We start from the raw sequence: 21,336 nt of genomic DNA, 5'->3' as shown, positions 1-21,336 counted from the left end.
GCTTCTCATTAGCACCACCCTATCCCCTAAGCCACCGATTGATTGCTTTCTAACTAGTTTCCAAGGGTTTTCCAAAGCGCAATCTGCAGATTATGGCAAAATTCCGAGATTTCTTGCTCTTTCAATATCTGTAGGGTCACAATGGTATTGGTTGTGGCGTCTCTTTGTCCAGGCGATAGTGGTGGATGACGCTCCGGATGCATGAATGCAAGTCGTTCCCCCTCTGCAAGAACCAGCGTATTCCACTACTCTTCTAAAGGATTCGTTATGAATGAAACGGTTCTCATAGTTGAAGACGATTCGGATATTGTCGAAATCTTGAGCCTTTACTTGTGCGGTAGCGACTATCAGGTTGAAACTGCCGCCAATGGAAGGTTGGGGCTCGAGTTGCTGAAGAGCGCGTTTCCGTCGGTTGTCCTCGTGGATTTGATGATGCCCGAAATGAACGGGTTCGACTTTATAAAGGAAGCTCGTTTGGTTTCGGATGCTCCCATCGTCATCATTTCGGCTCGCAGCCAGCCCACCGACAAAATGCTCGGCCTGGATTTAGGGGCTGATGGATATATCACGAAACCGTTCGACCCGATTGAGGTACTGGCTTATGTTCGCGCGGTTCTTAGACGCTGCAACGTATTGTCGGCGGCTGACGCAGGCGATGCTTCCTTGAACCATGCCGTCGTGCGCATTGGCAATATAGAGTTTGATAAGGAGTCTTTGATTGTTCGAAAAAACGGCAACGTGGTTCCTTTCACGGCTTCGGAATTAAAAATATTCAGCAAACTGTTTTCATCTCCTGGTCGCGTGTATACGAAGGCGCAATTATACGAGCAGATCAGTTCTTCATCGTATGGCGGAGGCGAGGACAGCATCATGGTTCACGTTTCCAATATTCGATCGAAGATAGAAGATGACCCTAACAGCCCGACGCATATCGTTACGGTTCGTGGATTGGGATATCGTTTTGAAGGCTGACGCGACATCGGTGGGGCGAGGTATGAGGTCGCTGTTTTCCAGCCTGGCGTTTCGCTGCATGGCGGTTGTGCTTATTTACGCAATCCTGATTATGGGTCTGTTTTCGGCCGTCGGCTACTTCGCAGATTTTCGCCTTAGCAGCGCATTTCCTTCCATTGATGCCTTGGAGGGAAGCGGAGATGCTTTGGAAAACGATTCTTTCAGCGAATTGAGGAGTTCGGTTCCTGCGTCTGCTCAAATGGCGATTTTCGACCAGGATGGGAACCGCCTGTACGCCAGTGACGACGATATTGCCAAATCAATCGATGCGAGCGATTTGGCAATCATTAACGGAAGCGAAGAAGACCGCGTTTTCTACGAGGTTCTGCAGCGTTCCGATGCTCAGCACGGTACCGTGTACGAAATAAACTTGTGCAGCATGAGCGGAACCGGCACTTCGAAGATAGTGCTGTCTTCTTGTGTCTGCAAGCTGGACGGAACGATCATCGAAGGCGACTTGTTTGCTGGCCGGGAATCGCTGAGCGCGCGTGATCTGTCCCTTATAAACGGGGAATTCAGCGCTAATAAGTCTATCGAAAAATACGAGTACGTCACTGCCGATAATCAGCCGCGAACCCTTGTTTTTATTTCTTCGAACGTGAGCGAATCGACGTACGAAGAGCTTATCGGTCAAAATGGAATCATCTGGCTCTCTTCTATTCCTGTTGCAATCGTTCTTACGGCCATTTCGGCTGCGGTTCTGGTAAGGATCATTCGCAGGGCGGCAAAGCCGCTGGACGCTGCCATTACCGCCTGCAAGGAAGGGGGCGAAAACCCTGACCGCGCGCATCGCGTTCCGACCGAGTTAGTGCCCACGTACGACAACTTTATAGAGCTGATGGACGAACTTGAAGCCGCGCAGAACGACAAGCAGCGGATTGTTGCAGATATTTCGCATGATTTGAAAACGCCTTTGACGGTGATAAGGGGATATGCGCAGGCCTTTGAGGATGGGCGCGTGCCTCCAGAAAAGGCGGAAGAGTACCTGAGGGCCATAAAGGAGAAGTCAGACGAGGCTGCCGGACTGATTGACTCGCTGTTTCTTTATGCCAAAACGAACCATCCTTCGTACAACCCCCAGCTTTCGCGGGTGGACGTCTGCGAAGTGGTTCGTCGCATAGCGATAGAAATGCTGTCGACTATTGAGCAGAGCTCCTGTCGCCTTGATGTGTCGATTCCCGACAATCCTATTTGGGTGAATGCTGATAGTTCGCTCTTGGCGCGCGTGTTTGGCAATCTGATAAACAACGCATGCGTGCACAATCCTGATGGGGTTACCGTACGGCTGACGTGCGACCACACTGAAAGCGAGGCGGTGATTGCTGTGGCGGATGACGGAACAGGGATCCCCGAATCCTTGCGCGATCAGGTATTTGAGCCGTTCGTTACCAGCAATGATGCGCGTGAATCGGGCAAGGGGACGGGATTGGGGCTTTCTATCGCCAAGCGCTTCGTCGATTTGCAGGGCGGAACGATTGGCGTTTCGCCCCAACCGGAAACTGGTTTTAAAACCGAGATAGTCGTAACTCTTCCGTTGGCATAGCATGTTTCGTTAAGAAATCTTAAGGCTCTCTTCAGCCTGGGCAAAGGATAGCTTCTCATAGTGGAGGCTGCATGTCTTTGTTTTAAGGAGCGCTATGAAGAAACCCCTGATATGTTGCGTTGCGTTAACCACCTTGCTCTGTGCTGGCGTCGGGTTGTCGGGATGTGTCGCAAGCCAAGAGGATCACGCTGAAAACGATTCGGTTGATAGCGAATTTGCAGACGTACGATACGACGCCCCGAAAGAACGCGTTTTGGTTGCGGCCGGAGGCAGCGACGAAAAAGACTCGAGAGAGATAGTTTGTTGGGGCGATAGCATGACCGAGGGTGCTGGTCGTGATTCGGCTGTAATCACAACCGGCGGTGGGGTTTTTGATGCGAGCTATCTGTCGTATCCCGAGGTGCTTCAAAAGCTGACGGGTATAACCACCTGCAATTTTGGCGTGTCAGGTGCAACGTCTGAGGAGATTGGCATCATGCAGGGAGGCATTAAGGCAAACCGCAAAGATGCGAGCATCGTAGTCGATGAAGAAGTTGTCGAGCTGGCAAAGCGGCATCCAGGAACCATCTTGGTGCTGGAAATTGGAAGCAACGGCGGTTGGGGTGGCGATTATGCTACGCTCATAGAGCAGTATCGTGCGATTATCAAAAACTCTGGATGCGAGAATTTCATTATTATTGGCGATACCGACGATCCGGGGACTTCGTATGGCGATTGGAAGCAAGAGGCTTTTGAACCGGGCGAGGGCGGTCGTCAAACCGACTGGGAAACCGCGCTGGCTGCGGAATTCGGGGACCATTTTATAAACATGCGCCAATTTCTTATCGAAGATGGTTTGGAGACTGCGGGGCTTGTGCCGACCGACGAAGACGCGGAAGATGCTGCGGCTGGCTGCATATCCATGCAGTTGCGATCTGACTGGACCCATTTGAATTCCTACGGATACTACGCGAAAGCGCAAGCGGTGTACCAACGAGGTGTTCAACTGGGTTATTGGTTTATGCAAAGTGCTCAAGAAGTAAATATTATGTTTAGTGATTGCAAGTCTTAGCTGTTCAAGGTTTCTTTATAGGACATTACTACTTCACATAATTTATCGCCACAATAGGTCTGTCTCTATTCCCAACGTGAAAGGATGGTTTATGGGACAGACCGTAAGTGAGATTGTCGGCAGAGCTCGTCGCTATATGGAGGCCGAAGGCTACTCTCCAAGCATCATCGAGCGGTATGTGAAGGGATGGGCGTACCTGGAGCGTTTCGCCAAAGATTCGGGCGACGACCAGTATTCAGAGAAGTTAGCAACACGCGCGCTCGCCAATGCCCCCTCTTCCTTATGTTTACCCATCCGTCGGCTTGTCGAGTTCGACCGGATAGGCATGTTTTACTGCAGGGCAGACTATCGCTATCCTTGCCCGGCCCGCTTTGTTTACCTTGTCGAAGGGTATCGCGATCATCTTACCGAGCGGGGGCTCAAGAAAGACACGAAGCGCTGCCGCTTGAACGCCGCGCGAAAATTCCTGTATTTCATTGATGGCAAAATCGGATGTATCGAAGAGCTTTTGCCGGAGCACGTAACGGCTTTCCTTCTCGACGCAAGGGAGAGCCAGGCGCCCAAATCGGTTTCCGTCACCGTAACTCGGCTTCGTGATTTCCTTGCATACGTGTCCACCGTACGCGAACTGGGTCACTCGCCTGAAAACGCGCTGACAGGCCGAATCGCAAAAGCCGCTCCCCAACTGCCTTCTTGGTTCACAGCCGAAGAGCTGGCATGCCTTTTGGATGCCGCAGCCGCAAGCCCTCGCCGCCCGAAGATGAAAACGGCCCTGGTTCTATTGTTCGTCACCTATGGGTTCCGAGCGAAAGACGTCATACGCCTTTCGCTCAATGACATCGACTGGGCAATCGACGAGATCCGCTTCGCGCAAAGCAAAAGCGGGGAGACGCAGATCGTTTTAATGACTCACCCCGTGAAGATGGCTTTGCTAGATTACTTAAAGAACGAACGCCCCGAATCGGGGTTCGACACGGTGTTCCTAACAGAAGTAAAGCCATATCGACCTTATAACAGCGCCGGCGCTATCTATTCGAAAATCACCGAACTTTGCGCTCGAGCCGGAATCGACGTGGTAGGCCGCCGCCACGGATCGCACGCCATACGCCACTCACTCGCCACGACGATGATGGACGGCGGAACCGACTACAAAATCATCGGTTCGGTCCTCGGGCAATCGCAGATCGACTCTGCACGGCCCTATCTCGATATCGACATCGAGCGCTTACGCTCGGTCGCCCTGGAGGTGCCGCCATGCCGTCTATAGACCGAATCGAAATCAACGGCCCGAATGCGGAGCTGTGCATCGACTTCGTCAACCACAAGCGGTCCATGGGCTACAAAGTGGACGTAGGGAAGATCTACATGCTCCGAAGCATTTCAGAAGCGGCGGAGGCATACAGACCGGCTGGAGACGATAGCGTCCTTCCCCGCGAAGCCGTCCTCCAATGGATCGAGCCCCGCGGAGAAGAAGCCATGGGCACGAGGCACAACCGTGCGAGCATGATCAGGAATTTCGGACTCTTCCTGCAATCCAACGGGTACGACGCGTACGTCCTCCCCAACAACATGCTGCCAAAATGCTCGTCGGATTTCCAACCCTACATCTTCACGCATGCCGAAATTCAGGAATTGGCCCGCATATTCGACGCCATACCCTATGACAAGCGCTATCCCGATCGCCATCTCGTCGTCCCCATGCTGTTTCGAACCCTTTACGGATGCGGCCTGCGGCTGGGCGAAGCCCTCAACCTCGCTGCCTGCGACGTCGATATGCGTGATGACGTCCTTGCGATTCGGCACGCGAAGGGGGAGAAGAACCGCTTCGTCCCCATGTCCAAGTCGCTTGCAGCCGAGTTCGCGCGGTATTGGGAAAACATGCGGTTTGCCGAAGGGCCGGCTGACCGCGTCATATTTCCCTCCCCGGAAAAACGCATTGTCCCTTATACGGAGCAAGCAGTGCGCAAGGTGTTTAAAGAAGCCTATGCGACTTTGAAATTGTCTACCGTCAAAGGAGACCTCCCGCGCGTCCATGACCTGCGCCACACGTTCGCCTGCCACGCGCTCGATGCCGCAGCGGAGCGAGGTGAAGATCCGTACGCGCTCCTCCCCGTGCTCGCAAGCTACCTGGGGCATTCCAGCGTTCAAGACACGATGCGCTACCTCCATCTCACCGAGGAGAGCCGACGTCGGATCGTCAACACCATGGCCGCATTCGATGAGAGCATTTTCCCGGAGGTGGATTACGATGCCATCTAGGCAGTTGGCAAGCAACAAGAACTTCCAGAAACATGTGACGGTTTTCCTGCGCTCGTGGATGCCGAAGCAGCGCAGCAGGAGCGCCAACACCGTCGCGGCGTATCGAGATTCCATCTCCCTTTTCCTTGTCTACATGCGAGACGAGCGAGGCATATCCGCTAATAAAATGACGTTGCATGACCTTACCGCTGAGGCGGTGGGCGACTTCTTGCTTTGGCTCGAAGACGAAAGGGAGAACTCGACTGCCACCCGAAACGCACGGCTCGCCGCACTGAGATCGTTCGCTGACTACCTTCAATATGAAGAGCCTGAAATGCTGACAGAGTGTCGCGGCATCCTGTCGATTCACACCAAGAAAGGCAGCGAGGGCCACCTGAAATACCTTTCGAGCGAGGCGGTGAAGGCCATCCTCGAAGAAGCGGCAGAGGGAAGCCTGCGGGATCTAGCCCTACTGCAGCTTCTCTACGATTCAGGCTGCCGCGTAGGCGAGCTGATCAATTTGAGCACCAACTCCCTCGCTCTGCGAAATCCTTCCGAAAGCAGCACGGTCTACCTCGTAGGCAAAGGCAGGAAGAGCCGAATTGTGGGGATTTCAGCGCTCACCACCTCGCATCTTAGGGAATATCTGAAGCGCCGCGACAAAAGCTACGTACCAAGCGATCCACTCTTCACAAACCAAAAGGGCGAACGCTTGACCAGAGGAGGAGTTGCCTACATCCTGTCCAAATATGTGGATACAGCTCGCAACGAACATCCTGAATTGTTTCCATCATGGCATATCACACCCCATACGATGCGCCATAGCCGTGCCACCCACTGGCTCGCAGAAGGCGTCCCTTTGGAAAAAATTCGGGATCTGCTCGGCCATGAGTTCATTTCGACAACCGAAATCTACGCGCAAGTCCTAGATAAAGACAAGCAGGAGGCCATCGAGCGCGCAAACGCCAAGGTGCTAGCGAAAGCCCATTATAAACCTCCTGCCGAGGAAGACTTCATCGAGTTTCTCAAAACAGTCGTCTAGACGGCAGGAGGCCGAAAAATATTATGTGGAGCTGGTATAGGATGAGATTCAGCCTCATCTGGCAAAACGCCGCCAGCTTCACATAATGCAGCCTTGCAAAAGGCTACACATAATACATGTTATCACTAGCTGTCCATAAAACGGTAAATCCAAAGAAACCTTTAGGAAGTGTTTAGAAAACGAAAAGGTTGCTCTCTTACTGTAGAACATGAAGCAAATACGGTAAGAGAGGTTTCTTATGAAACTCAAGAGCAATGTGCTGGAATATTTGGCCGAGGCCGCGCAGCGGACACCGGGCGGTACGGCGGTTGTCGACGAGTTCGGCAGCTATACCTATAAGCAGCTGCAAGACGATAGCGCAGCATACGGCGCGGCGCTGGCCAAATACGACGTGGCAAATCGTGGCGTGGTCATCATGGTTGAAAAAAGCTACGACACGCTTGCCATCATGCTGGGGACGTTGTTTGCATCCGGGTATTACGTGCCGGTTGATCCGTCGGTTCCCCCTGCGCGGCTTGCGCACATTGTCGGGGCATTGGGCAATCCGCTTCTGGTAACCACCGAAGAAACGTTGTGCGGCCTTCAGCTTGAGAATGCGTGCGAAACCGTTTCTTTGGAGGCGCTGCACAGCTTGCGCGCCGGGATGCAGCGACGTGACGCGGTTGAGCCGATGTCGCTTTCGATCGATCCGGCATACGTTCTGTTCACCTCTGGGTCGACGGGCGTCCCTAAGGGCGTGGTTGTCAGTCACGGAGCCATTATCAGCTTCATTGACGAATTCGTATCGGAATTCAAATTCGAAAACGGCGATCGGTTCGCCAACCAAGCGCCGTTTGACTTCGACGTGTCCGTTAAAGATATTTTCGGAAGCTTGGCGGTGGGTGCAACGCTCGTCATCGTGCCGCGCCGTTTGTTCATGCAGCCGCAAGCTTTGGTTGAGTTTCTGGACGAGCAACGCGTGACCGTGATGATTTGGGCGGTTGCGGCTTTGTGCATGGTCAGCTCGTTTCGGGCAATTGCCGGCAATTCGCTTTCGACGGTTCGAAAGGTGCTGTTCAGCGGCGAGGTTATGCCGCGGGCGCACTTAAAATCCCTGCTTGAGTCCTTGTCGAATGCCGAATTCGTCAACCTGTACGGTCCGACCGAAATTACGTGCAATTGTTTGTACTGCCGTGTTGATCGCGCACGCGTCGACACCGCTGAGCTTCCCCTCGGGAAGGCGTTTGGGCATTGCGAAGTCATGGTGGTCGACGAGGCAGGCCATCGTATTGTCGAATCGGGCCGGAAGGGCGAGCTCATCGTGCGAGGCCCTTCGCTGGCATTGGGCTATATCGGTAATCGCGAAGCGACGGAAAAGGCGTTCGTGCCCAACCCCCTCAATTCCCTCTATGGCGAGCGCGTGTACCGCACGGGAGATAATGCAATGCTCACGAATGAGGGCGACTTGGTCTTTTGCGGGCGTAAGGACAATCAGGTCAAATACCAAGGGCATCGAATAGAACTGGAAGAGATCGACAAGGTGTTCGAGGGATTCTCCGACGTCGATAGGTGTCGATGCGCCTTCGATTCCAAGAAGAATCGGCTGTGCGTGTTCTACGAGGGGTCGGCTTGCGAGAAGGAGCTTCCCAAGCGCGCCTTGTCAAAGCTTCCCGTTTTCATGAGACCGGCAAGCGTCGCGAAGGTGGAGAACATGCCTCTGAACAAGAATGGAAAGGTCGACCGTGCAATGCTCCTGGAATTGCACGGCGAGCCAACGAAGCGAGCGAGGGCTGTCCGATGATCGACGACGCGACGTTGCGAGAGGCGCTCGACGTATGTCCAACGCCCGTATACCTCTTTGACCAGCGGGCCCTTAACGACCGGATCGCCCATTTGCGAGCATTGCTTCCTTCCCACGCCAAGATCTGCTATGCGATGAAAGCAAACCCCTTCATCGTTCGGGAAGCATCGTTTCTGGTGGATTGCATAGAAGCGTGCTCGCCAGGCGAGTTGCGCATTTGCGCAAGTGCGGGCGTGCCGTTCGAAAAAGTAGTGCTTTCAGGCTTGTGGAAGGATCGTTGCTGCTTAGACGAATTGTTCCAAGCGGGCCGCATTCCCCATAGATTCACGATCGAGTCTCCCCAACAGTTGAAAGACCTGGTCGAACTTGCCAACGAATACGGCAGGCAGACGGACGTGCTTTTCAGGTTGAGTAGTGGAAACCAATTCGGCGTAGATTCCACCATGCTGAAAAAGCTGGTTGACAGCTGCAAAGACGATCCGTTCGTTAGCATTCAGGGTATTCAGTACTACTCGGGCACGCAGAAAACGTCGCTCAAAAAGCTTGATAGAGAACTGAGCAAGCTGCACTGCGTCGTGGCCGAAGTGGAGGCCTCCTGCTTGGTGAAGCTGAACGAGATCGAGTACGGTCCCGGGTTTCCCGTCGAGTACTTTGATGAGGACGAGCAGCGGGCTCGATGCATGCAAGACGCCCCGATTGCTGAACTTGCAACGCTGCTGAACGGCTTTCCTTTCGAAGGGGACATCGTTCTCGAGTTGGGTCGCAGCATCGCAGCGGATTGCGGAACGTATCTAACCAGCGTTGTGGATGCTAAAACGACGAGCGGGCAAAACTACGCGATCATCGACGGTGGCATGCACCAGATTTCGTATTACGGGCACTCGATGGCTATGAAGTGCCCGGTTTTCAGAAAGGTTGATACGGCGGCAGGCGTTTCGCAACCTTGGAATATATGCGGGGCGCTTTGCACGGTTAACGACATCATTGCAAAGCACGTGCCGATCGTCGATTTGTCCGTGGGAGACGTGCTCGCGTTCGCTCGGGCGGGCGCTTACTGCGTGACGGAGGGCCGGGCGCTGTTTTTGAGCCGCGACCTTCCGTCGGTGGTCGTGCGTGATGTTTCAGGAGGCATGCACGTAGTACGCCATCGTTTGGAAACAGCCCTGTTCAATTCATCGAAAAGGTCGCAGGATAACGCGGCGGAACAAGACAAAAAGGAGAACTGATCATGAAACGTCAAATCATCGAGATTCTCGAAGACATCAACCCGGGCGCGGATTATGAGATGTGCGTCGATCTTATCGATTCACGCTGCATTGACTCGCTGACGATGGTCGCCCTTGTGGCCGAACTCGAAGACGCATTCGACGTCGAAATACCGCCTGTTGAAATCGTTCCCGACAATTTCAATTCGGTTGATGCCATGTGCATCCTGATGGCGCGCCTGCAAGCAGAGCAAGACTAGCCTGCGCGAATCGAGCGAGTAGGGAACCGTTTTAATGACGTCGTATTATTCCGCCCTTTTCTTCACGGCCTTTTTGCCGATTGCGGTCATGTTGTACGGCATAGCTCCAAGGCGTTTTAGGTGGGCGGTGCTGCTGCTGGCCAGCTACGGCTTTTTCTTCGCCCTGAGCGGCGCGCTTGTTGCGTTCGTTGCTCTGTCGACGGTGGTCGTGTACGCATGCGCCCGCATGATAGACGCCAACCTTGAAAAGAAAAACCGGCAACCGGCAAAGGCTAGCTCGGGCAAGCGTGAGATGCGCGAGGCCTGCAAGCGAAAGAACCGGCGCATCGTTGCCGGGGCGGTCGTCATCAATATCGGTATTCTGGCCGTTTTGAAGTACTCGGGTTTCTTCGGAGTGTCCCTGGCCTCGGTGCTTGCGGCCTTCGGCATTTCGGTTGACCTTGCCATCCCCAGCTTCGCCTTGCCCATCGGAATCTCGTTTTATACGTTGATGGCCGTTTCGTACGTTATGGACGTGTACCGCGAGCGCACGAAGGCCGATAAAAACCTTGGACATGTGGCGCTGTTCCTGGCATTTTTCCCGGGAATCATGGAAGGGCCGCTCAGTAGGTACAACGACGTTGCTCCAAGTCTTACTGCGGGCGAACCGCTGAATCGGAAGAACCTGTACGCCGGAACCTTGCGCATCGTATGGGGCATGGCAAAGAAGATTATCGTTGCAGATCGGTTGAATGCGTTCGTGAAGCCGGTGTTCGACAACTACGGTTCGTATGATGGCGGCGTCATAGCCCTTGCGGCGATTCTGTACACCATTCAGTTGTACTGTGATTTTTCGGGGACGATGGACGTTGCCCTGGGCATGGGTCGCGTGTTCAACGTGACGTTGCCGGAAAACTTCAGACAGCCCTTCTTCTCGCGTACTGCTTCCGAATTTTGGCAGCGTTGGCATATTACGTTGGGTCTGTGGTTTAAGGACTACGTGTATTATCCGATTTCTCTGTCTAAGCCATGCAAGCTGCTGACGACTAAGGCGCGCAAGCGTTTTGGAAACAGGTACGGCCCGCTTTTGGCAAGCGCTGTCGCCCTTTTCTGTGTCTGGATTGGCAATGGTTTATGGCATGGCGCTGGCAGCCAGTACATTTTCTTTGGTTTGTACTACTTCGTTTTGATTATGGTAGGTGGATTGATCGAGCCTCAATGCGCACGTGTGGCGCAGCATTTTGGTATCAACCGCGACCGCTGGCCTTATCGAGCTTTGCAGACGGCGCGCACTCTCGTGATCATTTTTATTGGCGAGCTATTCTTTCGTTCGAGTTCGTTGGAGGCGGGACTTGCCATGGTGGGTCGGATTGCGGGCAATTTCACTATTGAAGCATTTACGACAGGGTCGGCATTGCAAATTGGCTTTGGCGTAGGCGACGGCATCATCGTGGCCCTGTTTATGATGCTGGTTCTGGTGGTGGGTGTAGCGAAAGAGCGGGGCTGCAATGTGTGGGAATGGGTAGCGGCGCGACGCGCGCCTATGCGATGGGGCCTTGTGATCCTTTTGTTTGTGGGAACCGTAACGTTTGGTGCCTATGGCATTGGATACATGCCGGTTGACCCTATGTACGCGCAGTTTTAGGAGCATGTATGAGAGCAGTAAAACTACAGAGCGCTCTGAAGGTGGTTGTGACCGCGATTTTTGTGGTGGCAGCAACTATCGGTCTTCTTTGGTTGGTGTCGAACGTTGTCCAACCGAAAAACAACCAGAAAGAATTCGGTCAGGTTGCAGAAGCAGCCAATGGAATTCTTGGCGAGCCGAATCGTTCTCTTGATGCTGTATTCATTGGCGATAGCGAAGCGTTCAGTTCATTTTCTCCACTGCAGATGTGGGGGGAGCATGGCTTCACTTCGTACGTGAGTGCTACTTCGGGTCAACGATTGACGTATGGATATTGCCTGCTCGAGAAGGCGCTCCTTTCTCAAAAGCCCAAGGTTGTAGTATTCGAAACGAATTCTATTTTCGCGCCGATTGAACCAGATGACGCGATACTGAGTCTTTTCCAGAACAAGCTGCCCGTCCTTGAATATCACGATCGATGGAAGAGGCTGGGCGCGCAGGACTTCGCGGGGAAGCCCTTGGCTACTTGGAGCGATCCGTTGAAGGGGTTTGTTGTTAACCGTGGGGTAAACCCGGCCGATGCCGCCAACCACATGGCGCCAAGTGACGAGGCGCTGCCGGTCAATGTTGTTAATCGCCAGTATCTCATTGCCATGGTTAAGCTTTGCAAGGCAAATGGCGTGACCCCTGTGCTTGTTAGCACGCCGAGCACGGTTAATTGGAACACGGCCAGGCATAACAGCATTACCGAGCTAGCTAAGGAACTTGGTGTTGACTATTACGACTTGAATATGGGTCCCAACAAGGTTCCAATCGATTGGAATGCTGATACGTACGACAAAGGAGACCACTTGAATTTAAGTGGCGCAACTAAGGTCTCGGCTTATTTAGGAAAACTCCTGTCGGGAAAATATGGTCTTCCTGACCATCGCTCGAACACCGCATTTAGCCAATGGAGCGCATCGTTTGAGAAGTACAAGCAGCAGATTGCTGAAGCCTTTTAGACCAACAACCTTGAAGGAGAGCACTATGGGTATTTTTGATTCCGTTGTCGATCTGCTGGGCGCCTTGAACGGCGGCAATGAAGACGCTGTCAACGAGGGCGAGTGGTTTTGCGAGCACTGTAAAGCGCGTCTGAACGACCAGACGAACTTCACCACTTTGCCCGGTCATTGGATTTGTACAGAGTGCGGACATGACAGCAATGTATCCGAGCCCGAAGAAAACGACGTCATGTCTATGCTTGGGAACATGCTGGGATAGCGGGGCGGCGAGTGCATGGCGTTGGATTTTGAGCACGCGCTATACAGGCGAAAGCAAGGATCGAGGTGGGTAGTGCTCCGGGGAGCAAGTCAACGGAGGTGCTTCGCTTTAGATTCCTGAGATCAAAAAAGCAGGCCAACCGTCTTTATTGGTTGGCCTGCTGAAAGTTTCATGGTCGCGGGGGCAGGATTTGAACCTACGGCCTCCGGGTTATGAGCGAATAGGTGCGTATAATCAGGTACTCCAGCAAGTGCATGTCATTCTATAGCAACGTTTTGACCTGCATCTTTAGCTTCAAATAATTCCACAAAGTCAATTTAATCAGCTACTCCAATTTTGGTTTGGCGGTCAATTGGCGGTCAAAATGGCGGTCGGAAGAATTGTGGAAAAGATTGGAGCCAACCTGATGAAGTACACCACCAGAAGCATGCGCAGAAGGCGCAATTCCGACAAATGGGAAGTAGTCCTTACGCACAAGGATCCACTAACAAATGAGTCAATTCGTACCTTCCACACGGTCGAAGGTAAAGCTCTTAAAGCGGCAGAGCGTGCCCGCGACGAACTCATTGTCGAGCTCGAAGTAAAAGGCGGTGCGTTTGGAACAAACGTTACCATTGCTCAATTCATGGCATCGTTTATCACTTATAAGGAAATGAGCGGAACGGTTGAGCGGTCAACCATCTGCGGGTACAAAACCGAGACAAAGTGGATAACCAAATACATTGGCAACGTCACTTTAGACGAGCTCACCATACCTATCATCAACCAATGGATGGCTTCCATGATTAAGAACGGATACGCGCCAAAAACCGTTTCAAAGGCATTCCGCTTACTCAAGCAAGCGCTCAAGTTTGCTCAAGCTCAAGATTTAATAACCAAAAACCCTTGCGACTTCTGCAAGCCTCCCAAGCGCGTAAAGACTAAAATCAACGCGCTTTCACGTGAAGATCGCACGCGCATGCTCTCCATCGCGCGCTATTCAATACACAATCCGCTTTCACTAGCAATAAAGTTTGCGCTTACTACCGGCATGCGTCGTGGCGAAATATGCGCACTCCGTTGGTCTGATTTTGATGAAGTCAAAAAGACCATCAGCGTTACCCATGCGCTTGGACGCGAGAACGGTAGTTACTACGTAAAGGAGCCTAAGACGGCGGGTAGCCAGCGCACCATCCCGCTTACAGCCTTCACCACGCGCGTTCTTGTGGCTATACGCGGTGACAAGCAGAACATCTGCAAGGCAATGGGTATTAAATTCGGAGACCCTTATATCCTCGGAACAATTGGTGAAGACACTAAACCCTACCGCCCTGATTTGCTAAGCAAGGAATGAAGAACAGAATGCCGATGCACCGGCGGACCGGGGTACAACAGAGAACGGTTTTGCTGGCTCTGATAGCCAACCCATCGGAACCGATCCAGCACAGGTACTAAGACCTGCGCCGTCAGGCAGCAGCAATTCCGGGACTTCTGGTGGCGGCAATAGCGGTTCTTCGAGCAACAATGAAAGCGCGCCTGCCGCACCAAGCAAAAAATGGGTTGTGGACTACAAGCAGGTCTGGGTTCAGGACTCTGCGGCATGGGATGAATCCATCCAGCCTATGGTTACGAGGAAAGATCAATCTGTAATGTTTGCGGCTCGGGCATCACCAGCAACGAGGTTGCCCACGGCAAGGCCCACATGATGGCCGGGGAAGGCAGCGGTCATCATACCGAAATGGTTCAAGTGGCTGCCGGCAGCCAAACCGTTCATCACGATGCTACCGGCCATTAAGAGACCGTCGAGAGTGGACATTGGGAGTGAGATTGGCTATTCTTGCAGTAAAAATGTATAATTGCAAGCATGTTGGGATTATGCAGAAAGAGTCCTATGAAAGAAGTATCCAGATACTTAAAAGACAGCCTTGGGTTTGACCTTGGTACTGAGAGCTATTCTGACTCATCTAGTTGGCCGCTCTTTCTGGAGCGCGCTGCAGATTATTATCTCTGCAGCGTTGATGGAGTGCGCTTTGTGATTGCCTCCATATCTGGCAATGCAACGCTTCCCGAATTGAAGCGAGTATTCAACCAAGCAGCCAAAAGGGCAGGCATGCCAATTGTGCTAACCAATGACAACATCGACGCCCGACAACGAAAAGCACTTGTTCAGCAGGGTATTCCCTTTGTTGTTCCCGATAAGCAGGCGTATCTTCCCTTCCTTGGTTTTATTGCTGCAGCAAAAACAGAGAAACGTAGTTTTGGGGAGTATCTAGCTCCAAGCACCCAAGCTGCCTTAGTTGCCATCATCGCCAACCCGGACGTCAAAAGTGCCTCGGCGTTAAAAGAGACCACGAACCTTACTACCAGCAGCGTTTCGCGCGCTCTTGACGAGCTTGTCGAACGTGAGCTCATTACCAAGTCAAAAGATGGACGCAATATCGTATTTTCATATGACGAAGCAAAGAATGCGTTACTTAAACAAGCGATGCCCTATTTGACAACACCTGCAGTACGAAGGATCTTCGCCCGCAAAAGCGCTGTATTTGAGACCCTACCAGACGCAGGAGACAGCGCGCTTGCGTCGCGATCGATGCTCGCTTATCCGGCGGTGGCTCAAAAAGCTGTTTCGAAAAACGCAGTAAAGAGCCTTGTCTTCGATGAAGTTCTTGAAGGCGAGCTTGATAATGCCGAAATGATTGAACTCCAGATATGGTCTTACGATCCCTTAGTAGCTGGGCTTGACGTTGTTGACAACGTATCTCTTGCGCTATCACTGGTAGAAGAGCAGGACGAAAGAATCTTCGGGGAGCTTAATTCCCTTTTTAATGAGGAGGACTTATGGCAATAAGCGAGGTATACGGATTAGACCGCTTTGCTGAATACATGAAAGACATGGAAGATTGCTATACCGTCATCGGCGGAACGGCATGCGACATCATTTTGAGAGGCGCCGATCTTCCTTTTCGAATAACTAAAGACATTGATCTGATTCTGATTATCGAGAACCGTTTTCCTGAAGGGGCAAGTGCTGTCTGGAAGATGGTCAAAGATGGTGGCTATACCTGTGGCTGGAAAAGCTCCGACACTGTTCATTTCTACCGTTTCACCAGTCCAAAAGCCGTCGGGTTTCCCAGTATGATCGAGTTGTTCAGCAAAGCCCCGTCGTTTATCGAAGCGCCAGAAGAATTGACCATTGTCCCGCTACCGGCAGACGAGGAAATATCAAGTCTTTCAGCAATCCTGCTTGACGAGAATTACTACGCTTACATGAAGTCGGGTCGTAAAACTATAAACGGCGTAACCGTACTTGACGAGGTGCACCTTGTTCCGTTCAAGGCAAAGGCGTACATAGACCTTTCCGCCCGAAAGGCACGCGGCGAGCACGTAAACTCCGGCGACCTGAAGAAGCATAAGAAAGACGTGTTTAGGCTTGCCCAGCTATTTGGCCCCAATACTTCATCAGAGCTTGTACCCTCAATAAGGGCCGATATGGTTGCGTTTTGCAACCTTGCAGAAACTGAGGGAGTTCCGCTGCAACAGATCGGTGTTCCCTTTACGCTCGACGAAGCAATTGAACTGCTGAAGCGTGTTTACAAGCTATAGGAGAACGTATGGAATTCGGTATAACGATCCCGTTACAGAAGTTCCTAAAATGGAAGCAACCGTCTTACGGCGATGAGCCCCGACTGTTCTTCTGCTGGGACGTGCATCGCGCCGATATCAATGGTCGCAAGATGCTTGTTGTTGTGAATGCTGCCACGCGCTTTGCTGGTGTGCGCACAATGACTGGTGCCGATTGGAGGAAGCTCGGCTCCATCGTTCCCGACGTTATCGACCAGGCTATGGAAACAGACGGTATACCGGATTGGGTAAGGCAGAAGTACTTCGATGCTGCAGGCGCGCCTACATTCACTAAAACACACGGGCGCAAAGCCGTAGGCGGAATGAACCGCATGGTAGAAGATCTTTGGTTCTACCACGATGAGATTAGACCCGACATGCGTTTTCAACCTGAAATGACCGAATGGGTGAACCAGATGCTTACGCATTGTGCCACTCGCACGGACTACGTCGTGCCGCGTGAAGCGTTTGGCGAAGACATGGAGTTCCTGATCAACGAAGGCGGCTTCGGGCGATACCTGGAAGAAAAGAAGCGCGACTCTGCCGGTAAATCCAAAACCGCCAAGATTATTAAGTTTCCCGGGGTGGAATAAGTGCAAACCTAGGTTCGATACAACATAGACCTTGCGGAATCTGTATTTGACTACAATTGTTGTCAATAGGTGGACTAACGAAGCAGGGATGCATTTGCGTAGTGACGCTATTAAGAGCAAGAAACCACCGAGTCTGCTCTCGTTTCACGGATTGTATTTGCACAAACTAATGATTCACGTTAGTTTGTGCAAGATGAGTCCAGACGAATCACCTCTCCTAAGCTGCAGCTGACAGAAACTTCCCATGGCCCCTGCCGACATCCTGCGGGAGATGCCCGCCGACGCGACGATCGCGGAGATGTGCCGAGCGGCTGCGGAGACGAGCGAGAAAGACCGGGCTATCGCCCAATGGGGCACGGCGGTCCGGTGGAGCGACCTTCATTCAAGCGGGCCATACAGAATCGATTATGATCAGCCCGCAGACACACAGTTCTGCCTATAACCCACGGAGGTGCTTTGCTTTAGATTCTTGAGATCAAAAAAAGCAGGCCAACCGTCTTTATCGGTTGGCCTGCTGCAAGTTTCATGGTCGCGGGGGCAGGATTTGAACCTACGGCCTCCGGGTTATGAGCCCGGCGAGCTACCAGACTGCTCCACCCCGCAACATGGTGTTGCGCCTACCCTTCCTGCTCAAAGTGCCTTCAAACAGGAAAAGCGGCGAAAATGAATATTACTAGCATTCAATATAAGAAGCAAACGATTTCTAGTAATTCATAAAATGTTCATAATTGTGATATAGCTTCGACTGGATCAACGCGATGTCCGCTGCGTGAAGAAAACCGCCGTTCATCAGTTTTGCGTCGTGCGCTCATCCGGGGGTATCATGCAGGCAACTCGACAAATCGCCAATCAAATGGAGGCAAGTTATGAAGTCGTTCATTGACGTGATTCGCTCCAATATTCTGGTTCAGGCCGTTCTGTCCATTGCTCTTGGCCTGCTTCTGGCTTTTTGGCCGGGGGCGACGGTGCTTACCGTAGTCTACCTGTTGGCTTTGTACCTTGCTGTTTCCGGTGCTGCGTCGCTGTTTTCCTACTTTCGATCTTCAAGTGGTCGCTACCGGTCTGCCGGGGTGCTTACCAGTGCGGTCGTGCTGCTGGTGTTGGCTCTGCTCGTGTTTTTGTTTCCGCAGGCTGTTGCCGGGTTCTTCTCGCTGATCTTGGGCATTCTGCTGCTTGTCGGCGGTGTTGTGAACGCGATTCGCTCCATCGAGTTGCGCGCGTATCAGGGCAGCACGTGGATCGCTTCGATAGTGATAAGCGCCGCCGTGGCCATCGGCGGCGTGGTTATCGTGGTCAATCCCTTCGAAACCACGGCGGCATTCGTCCTGATGCTTGGCGTGCTGCTTATCGTGAAGGGCGTTGGCGACCTGGTCATCGAGCGCAGGCTCGCACAAGCCTCGAAAGACCTACGCTAGAGCACGCCTCGCTTTCAACCGCGCCTCCGCGCTCGATTGTGGCCACGCCCCGCCTCCGCCTTCGGCTGTAGCCCTGTTTCCAGCCCCGGTCGCCCCGGCCCGCCGCTCTCCCGATTGCGTAGGCTGCGTCGGTCGTTTCGCCCGATCGAACAGGCACATTGCGGCTCGCAGCCGGGTTCTCCCACCTTTTTGCGCTACAATTGCAGCGTTTTGCTAACAGGCAGTTGCGTGCAAATATCTGCAAGAGGAGCGTGGTATGAGCGAGGGCAAGGGGACGGGCGGCGTGCAAACTGCCGACCGTGAGCGGTTCGCGTCGCGGTTGGGCTTTATCCTGATCAGCGCCGGATGCGCTATCGGCTTGGGAAACGTGTGGCGTTTCCCCTACATCGTGGGCGAGTACGGCGGCGCGGCCTTCGTGCTTATGTACCTGGTCTTTTTGATCATTCTGGGTCTGCCTGTCATGGTCATGGAGTTCGCCGTGGGCCGCGCCAGCCAAAAAAGCGCGGCGCTTGCGTTCGATACGCTGCAGCCTTCGCGGAAGTGGCATTGGTTCTCGTGGTGGGGCTACATCGGGTGCATGGTGCTCATGATGTTCTACACCACCGTGGGCGGCTGGATGCTGTCCTTCGTGGTGAAAATGGGAACCGGCGCGTTCAACGGCCTTGATAGCGCGGGTGTCGGCCAGGTGTTCAACGACATGCTGGCGAACCCCACCGAATTGGTGGGCTGGATGCTGGTGGTCATCGTTTTAGGCTTCTTGGTATGCAGCCTGGGCTTGCAGAAAGGCGTCGAGCGTATCACCAAGGTGATGATGGTGTGCCTTCTGGGCATCATGGTGGTGTTGGTGGCGCGCGCCGTTACCCTGCCGGGCGGCTTGGAGGGCCTCGAGTTCTACCTGATCCCCGACTTTGGCAAGCTGTTCGCCGGGGCAACGCCTGCGGAGCAATGGGCTACGTTCGGCGACGCCGTGTACGCGGCTATGGGCCAGGCGTTCTTCACGCTTTCGCTGGGCATCGCCGCCATGGAGATCTTCGGCAGCTACATCGGCAAAGAGCGCTCGCTCACGGGCGAGGCCCTGCGCATCTGCGGCTTGGATACGGCGGTTGCCCTTATGGCCGGTCTCATCATCTTTCCTGCATGCTTCGCGTTTGCGGTTGAGCCGGGCAGCGGTCCGGGCTTGGTGTTCGCTACGCTTCCTAGCGTGTTCAATCAAATGCCCATGGGTCAGCTATGGGGCGCGCTGTTCTTCGTGTTCATGAGCTTTGCCGCCCTGTCCACCATCATTGCGGTGTTCGAAAACCTGATCAGCTGGTCTATGGACAAGTGGGGTTGGAGTCGCAAGGTGGCCGTTGCTCGCACGGCTATTCTGGTGACGGTGCTCAGTCTTCCGTGCGCTCTTGGATTCAACGTGCTCGCGGGCGTCACCATTCCGGCTATCGGCGACATCCAGTCTATCGAGGACTTCATTGTGTCGAACAACCTGCTGCCGCTGGGCAGCCTGTTCTTCGTGCTGTTCTGCGTCACGAAAAGCGGGTGGGGTTGGGAGAACTTCCTGGCCGAAGCCGACACGGGCAAGGGGCTGAAGTTCCCGGCATGGTCGCTTCCGTGGTTGAAGTTCGGCATCCCCTCGCTGATTCTGATCATTTTCGTTATGGGGTATGCACCGAAAGTGGCGGTATGGCTGGGTATGGCGTAGCGGAACGCTGAAGGAATATACTGGACGAATCGTCAACCCAAGGAGGATGAAGGCATCATGCAGGTCATCGAAGATCAGGTCATTAAGTTTTCCAAGGACAATGCGCCTTGCTACACTGCGCAGCCGGGCGAGGTTTTGCTGTTCAAGACGCAGGATTGCTTTGCCGGACGCATTCCTACCGAAGACGTCACCATGAAGGACTTGAACTTCTCGTACGGGTTCACCAATCCGGCTGCTGGTCCCGTGTACGTGGAAGGTGCTCAGCCAGGTGACGTGCTGGTGGTTGACATTTACGACGTGCAGGTTGCTGACCAGGGCGTTATCGCAACCGATGACCACTGCGGACCGTTGTTCGAATCGACCGACTACCGCAGCAAGATCATCCCCATCAAAGACGGCATGGCCGAGTTCAACGGCGTTAAATTCCCCATCGACCCCATGATCGGGGTTATAGGAACCGCGCCCGACGGCGAGGATGTCATCGACGGTTTCGTGGGTGCTCATGGGGGCAATCTTGACAACAAACTGATCACCAAGGGAACTCGCATGTACTTCCCCGTGCGCGTGCCGGGCGCGCTGCTCCAAATGGGCGACGTGCACGCAACCATGGGCGACGCCGAACTGTGCGGCACGGGCATCGAGATTGCTGCCGACATTACAGTGAAGGTGTCGCTGGTGAAGGATTTCGAGTTGAACTGGCCCGTGCTCGAGACGTTTGGCCCGCACGGCAAGTGGTACGTGAACGCGAGCGCTCAGGAGTTTGACGAGGCCCTGATGAACGGCTCCAAGGAGATGCAGCGTTTGCTCATGCGCATTACGGGTTGGGACGCTATCGACGCCTACATGTACATGTCGGTGCAAAGCGACGTAGAGTTGTCTCAGGCGTGCAAGCCCTGCGAGGTTCAGCTGAGCCTGCGCGTTGGGACGCCGAAGTTGCCGCAGTTCCCGCCGCTGGTTCCCCAGCCGTAAGCGAGTTTTACCGGGAAGGGCGCTGTTGGAGCCGGGTGAATTCCCGGCTCTAATTATGTAAGCGTCC

Annotated in this window: 19 protein-coding genes, 1 tRNA gene and 1 pseudogene; 20 read left to right on the top strand and 1 reads right to left on the bottom strand. The window is 53.5% G+C overall.

Features of this window, described 5'->3' with window-relative positions; all coding sequences use genetic code 11:
- Positions 1-267 precede the first annotated feature (267 nt).
- The 17 genes and pseudogenes from LQE90_RS02835 to LQE90_RS02755 form a co-directional block, all read left to right on the top strand.
- Entirely contained in the window at positions 268-972 is a 705-nt protein-coding gene (locus tag LQE90_RS02835) for a response regulator transcription factor (RefSeq protein WP_216529327.1), read from the top strand.
- Positions 973-994: 22 nt separating this feature from the next.
- Entirely contained in the window at positions 995-2,554 is a 1,560-nt protein-coding gene (locus LQE90_RS02830; RefSeq protein ID WP_231088173.1) for a sensor histidine kinase, read from the top strand.
- A gap of 94 nt (positions 2,555-2,648) precedes the next feature.
- The gene (locus LQE90_RS02825; RefSeq protein WP_216529329.1) at positions 2,649-3,605 is read left to right on the top strand and encodes an SGNH/GDSL hydrolase family protein; all 957 of its coding nucleotides are present in this window, start codon (positions 2,649-2,651) and stop codon (positions 3,603-3,605) included.
- Positions 3,606-3,696: 91 nt separating this feature from the next.
- Positions 3,697-4,872: a site-specific integrase gene (locus LQE90_RS02820; protein ID WP_114566400.1), complete on the top strand. Its 1,176-nt coding sequence runs from the start codon at positions 3,697-3,699 to the stop codon at positions 4,870-4,872.
- A complete protein-coding gene (locus LQE90_RS02815; RefSeq protein WP_114566399.1) occupies positions 4,860-5,864 on the top strand; it encodes a tyrosine-type recombinase/integrase in 1,005 nt (334 codons plus the stop codon). The genes LQE90_RS02820 and LQE90_RS02815 overlap by 13 nt, the downstream gene beginning before the upstream one ends.
- Positions 5,854-6,885, top strand: a complete 1,032-nt coding sequence (locus LQE90_RS02810; protein WP_181792526.1) for a tyrosine-type recombinase/integrase — start codon at positions 5,854-5,856, stop codon at positions 6,883-6,885. Before LQE90_RS02815 ends, LQE90_RS02810 begins: the two co-directional genes overlap by 11 nt.
- A gap of 238 nt (positions 6,886-7,123) precedes the next feature.
- On the top strand, positions 7,124-8,665 hold the full coding sequence (locus tag LQE90_RS02805; RefSeq protein WP_216529137.1) for an amino acid adenylation domain-containing protein: 1,542 nt from the start codon (positions 7,124-7,126) through the stop codon (positions 8,663-8,665).
- On the top strand, positions 8,662-9,891 hold the full coding sequence (locus LQE90_RS02800) for a diaminopimelate decarboxylase family protein (RefSeq protein WP_216529138.1): 1,230 nt from the start codon (positions 8,662-8,664) through the stop codon (positions 9,889-9,891). The genes LQE90_RS02805 and LQE90_RS02800 overlap by 4 nt, the downstream gene beginning before the upstream one ends.
- A gap of 2 nt (positions 9,892-9,893) precedes the next feature.
- The gene (locus tag LQE90_RS02795) at positions 9,894-10,130 is read left to right on the top strand and encodes an acyl carrier protein (protein ID WP_216529139.1); all 237 of its coding nucleotides are present in this window, start codon (positions 9,894-9,896) and stop codon (positions 10,128-10,130) included.
- A gap of 34 nt (positions 10,131-10,164) precedes the next feature.
- A complete protein-coding gene (locus LQE90_RS02790) occupies positions 10,165-11,754 on the top strand; it encodes an MBOAT family O-acyltransferase (protein ID WP_216529140.1) in 1,590 nt (529 codons plus the stop codon).
- A gap of 8 nt (positions 11,755-11,762) precedes the next feature.
- Positions 11,763-12,737, top strand: coding sequence for an SGNH/GDSL hydrolase family protein (locus LQE90_RS02785; protein ID WP_216529141.1), 975 nt, complete (start codon positions 11,763-11,765; stop codon positions 12,735-12,737).
- Between the two features lie 25 nt (positions 12,738-12,762).
- Complete coding sequence (locus LQE90_RS02780; protein WP_216529142.1) at positions 12,763-12,996, top strand: hypothetical protein; 234 nt, start codon at positions 12,763-12,765, stop codon at positions 12,994-12,996.
- Between the two features lie 406 nt (positions 12,997-13,402).
- Positions 13,403-14,329, top strand: coding sequence for a tyrosine-type recombinase/integrase (locus LQE90_RS02775; protein WP_216529143.1), 927 nt, complete (start codon positions 13,403-13,405; stop codon positions 14,327-14,329).
- A gap of 537 nt (positions 14,330-14,866) precedes the next feature.
- Positions 14,867-15,823 (top strand): MarR family transcriptional regulator, encoded by a 957-nt coding sequence (locus tag LQE90_RS02770; protein WP_216529144.1) that lies wholly within the window; start codon positions 14,867-14,869, stop codon positions 15,821-15,823.
- Positions 15,814-16,578: a hypothetical protein gene (locus LQE90_RS02765; RefSeq protein WP_216529145.1), complete on the top strand. Its 765-nt coding sequence runs from the start codon at positions 15,814-15,816 to the stop codon at positions 16,576-16,578. Before LQE90_RS02770 ends, LQE90_RS02765 begins: the two co-directional genes overlap by 10 nt.
- Before the next feature lie 8 nt (positions 16,579-16,586).
- A complete protein-coding gene (locus tag LQE90_RS02760; RefSeq protein WP_216529146.1) occupies positions 16,587-17,189 on the top strand; it encodes a DUF6933 domain-containing protein in 603 nt (200 codons plus the stop codon).
- A 247-nt stretch (positions 17,190-17,436) separates the two neighbouring features.
- Positions 17,437-17,631 (top strand): annotated as a pseudogene (locus LQE90_RS02755) (hypothetical protein); the annotation flags it as partial.
- An 84-nt stretch (positions 17,632-17,715) separates the two neighbouring features.
- Here LQE90_RS02755 and LQE90_RS02750 read toward each other — a convergent pair.
- Positions 17,716-17,792, bottom strand: a tRNA-Met gene (locus tag LQE90_RS02750).
- Between the two features lie 263 nt (positions 17,793-18,055).
- Between LQE90_RS02750 and LQE90_RS02745 the strand changes: the two genes are divergently transcribed.
- The 3 genes from LQE90_RS02745 (at position 18,056) to LQE90_RS02735 (ending at position 21,269) form a co-directional block, all read left to right on the top strand.
- The gene (locus LQE90_RS02745; protein WP_216529147.1) at positions 18,056-18,604 is read left to right on the top strand and encodes a DUF308 domain-containing protein; all 549 of its coding nucleotides are present in this window, start codon (positions 18,056-18,058) and stop codon (positions 18,602-18,604) included.
- A gap of 256 nt (positions 18,605-18,860) precedes the next feature.
- Positions 18,861-20,300 (top strand): sodium-dependent transporter, encoded by a 1,440-nt coding sequence (locus LQE90_RS02740; RefSeq protein WP_216529148.1) that lies wholly within the window; start codon positions 18,861-18,863, stop codon positions 20,298-20,300.
- Between the two features lie 57 nt (positions 20,301-20,357).
- On the top strand, positions 20,358-21,269 hold the full coding sequence (locus tag LQE90_RS02735) for an acetamidase/formamidase family protein (protein WP_216529149.1): 912 nt from the start codon (positions 20,358-20,360) through the stop codon (positions 21,267-21,269).
- Positions 21,270-21,336: the final 67 nt, after the last annotated feature.

Origin of the sequence: Paraeggerthella hominis, assembly GCF_021044775.1 — a bacterium.
GTDB lineage: Bacteria > Actinomycetota > Coriobacteriia > Coriobacteriales > Eggerthellaceae > Paraeggerthella > Paraeggerthella hominis.
The sequence above is the reverse complement of the archived record's forward strand: the minus strand, read 5'-3'. Positions and strand labels throughout refer to the sequence as shown.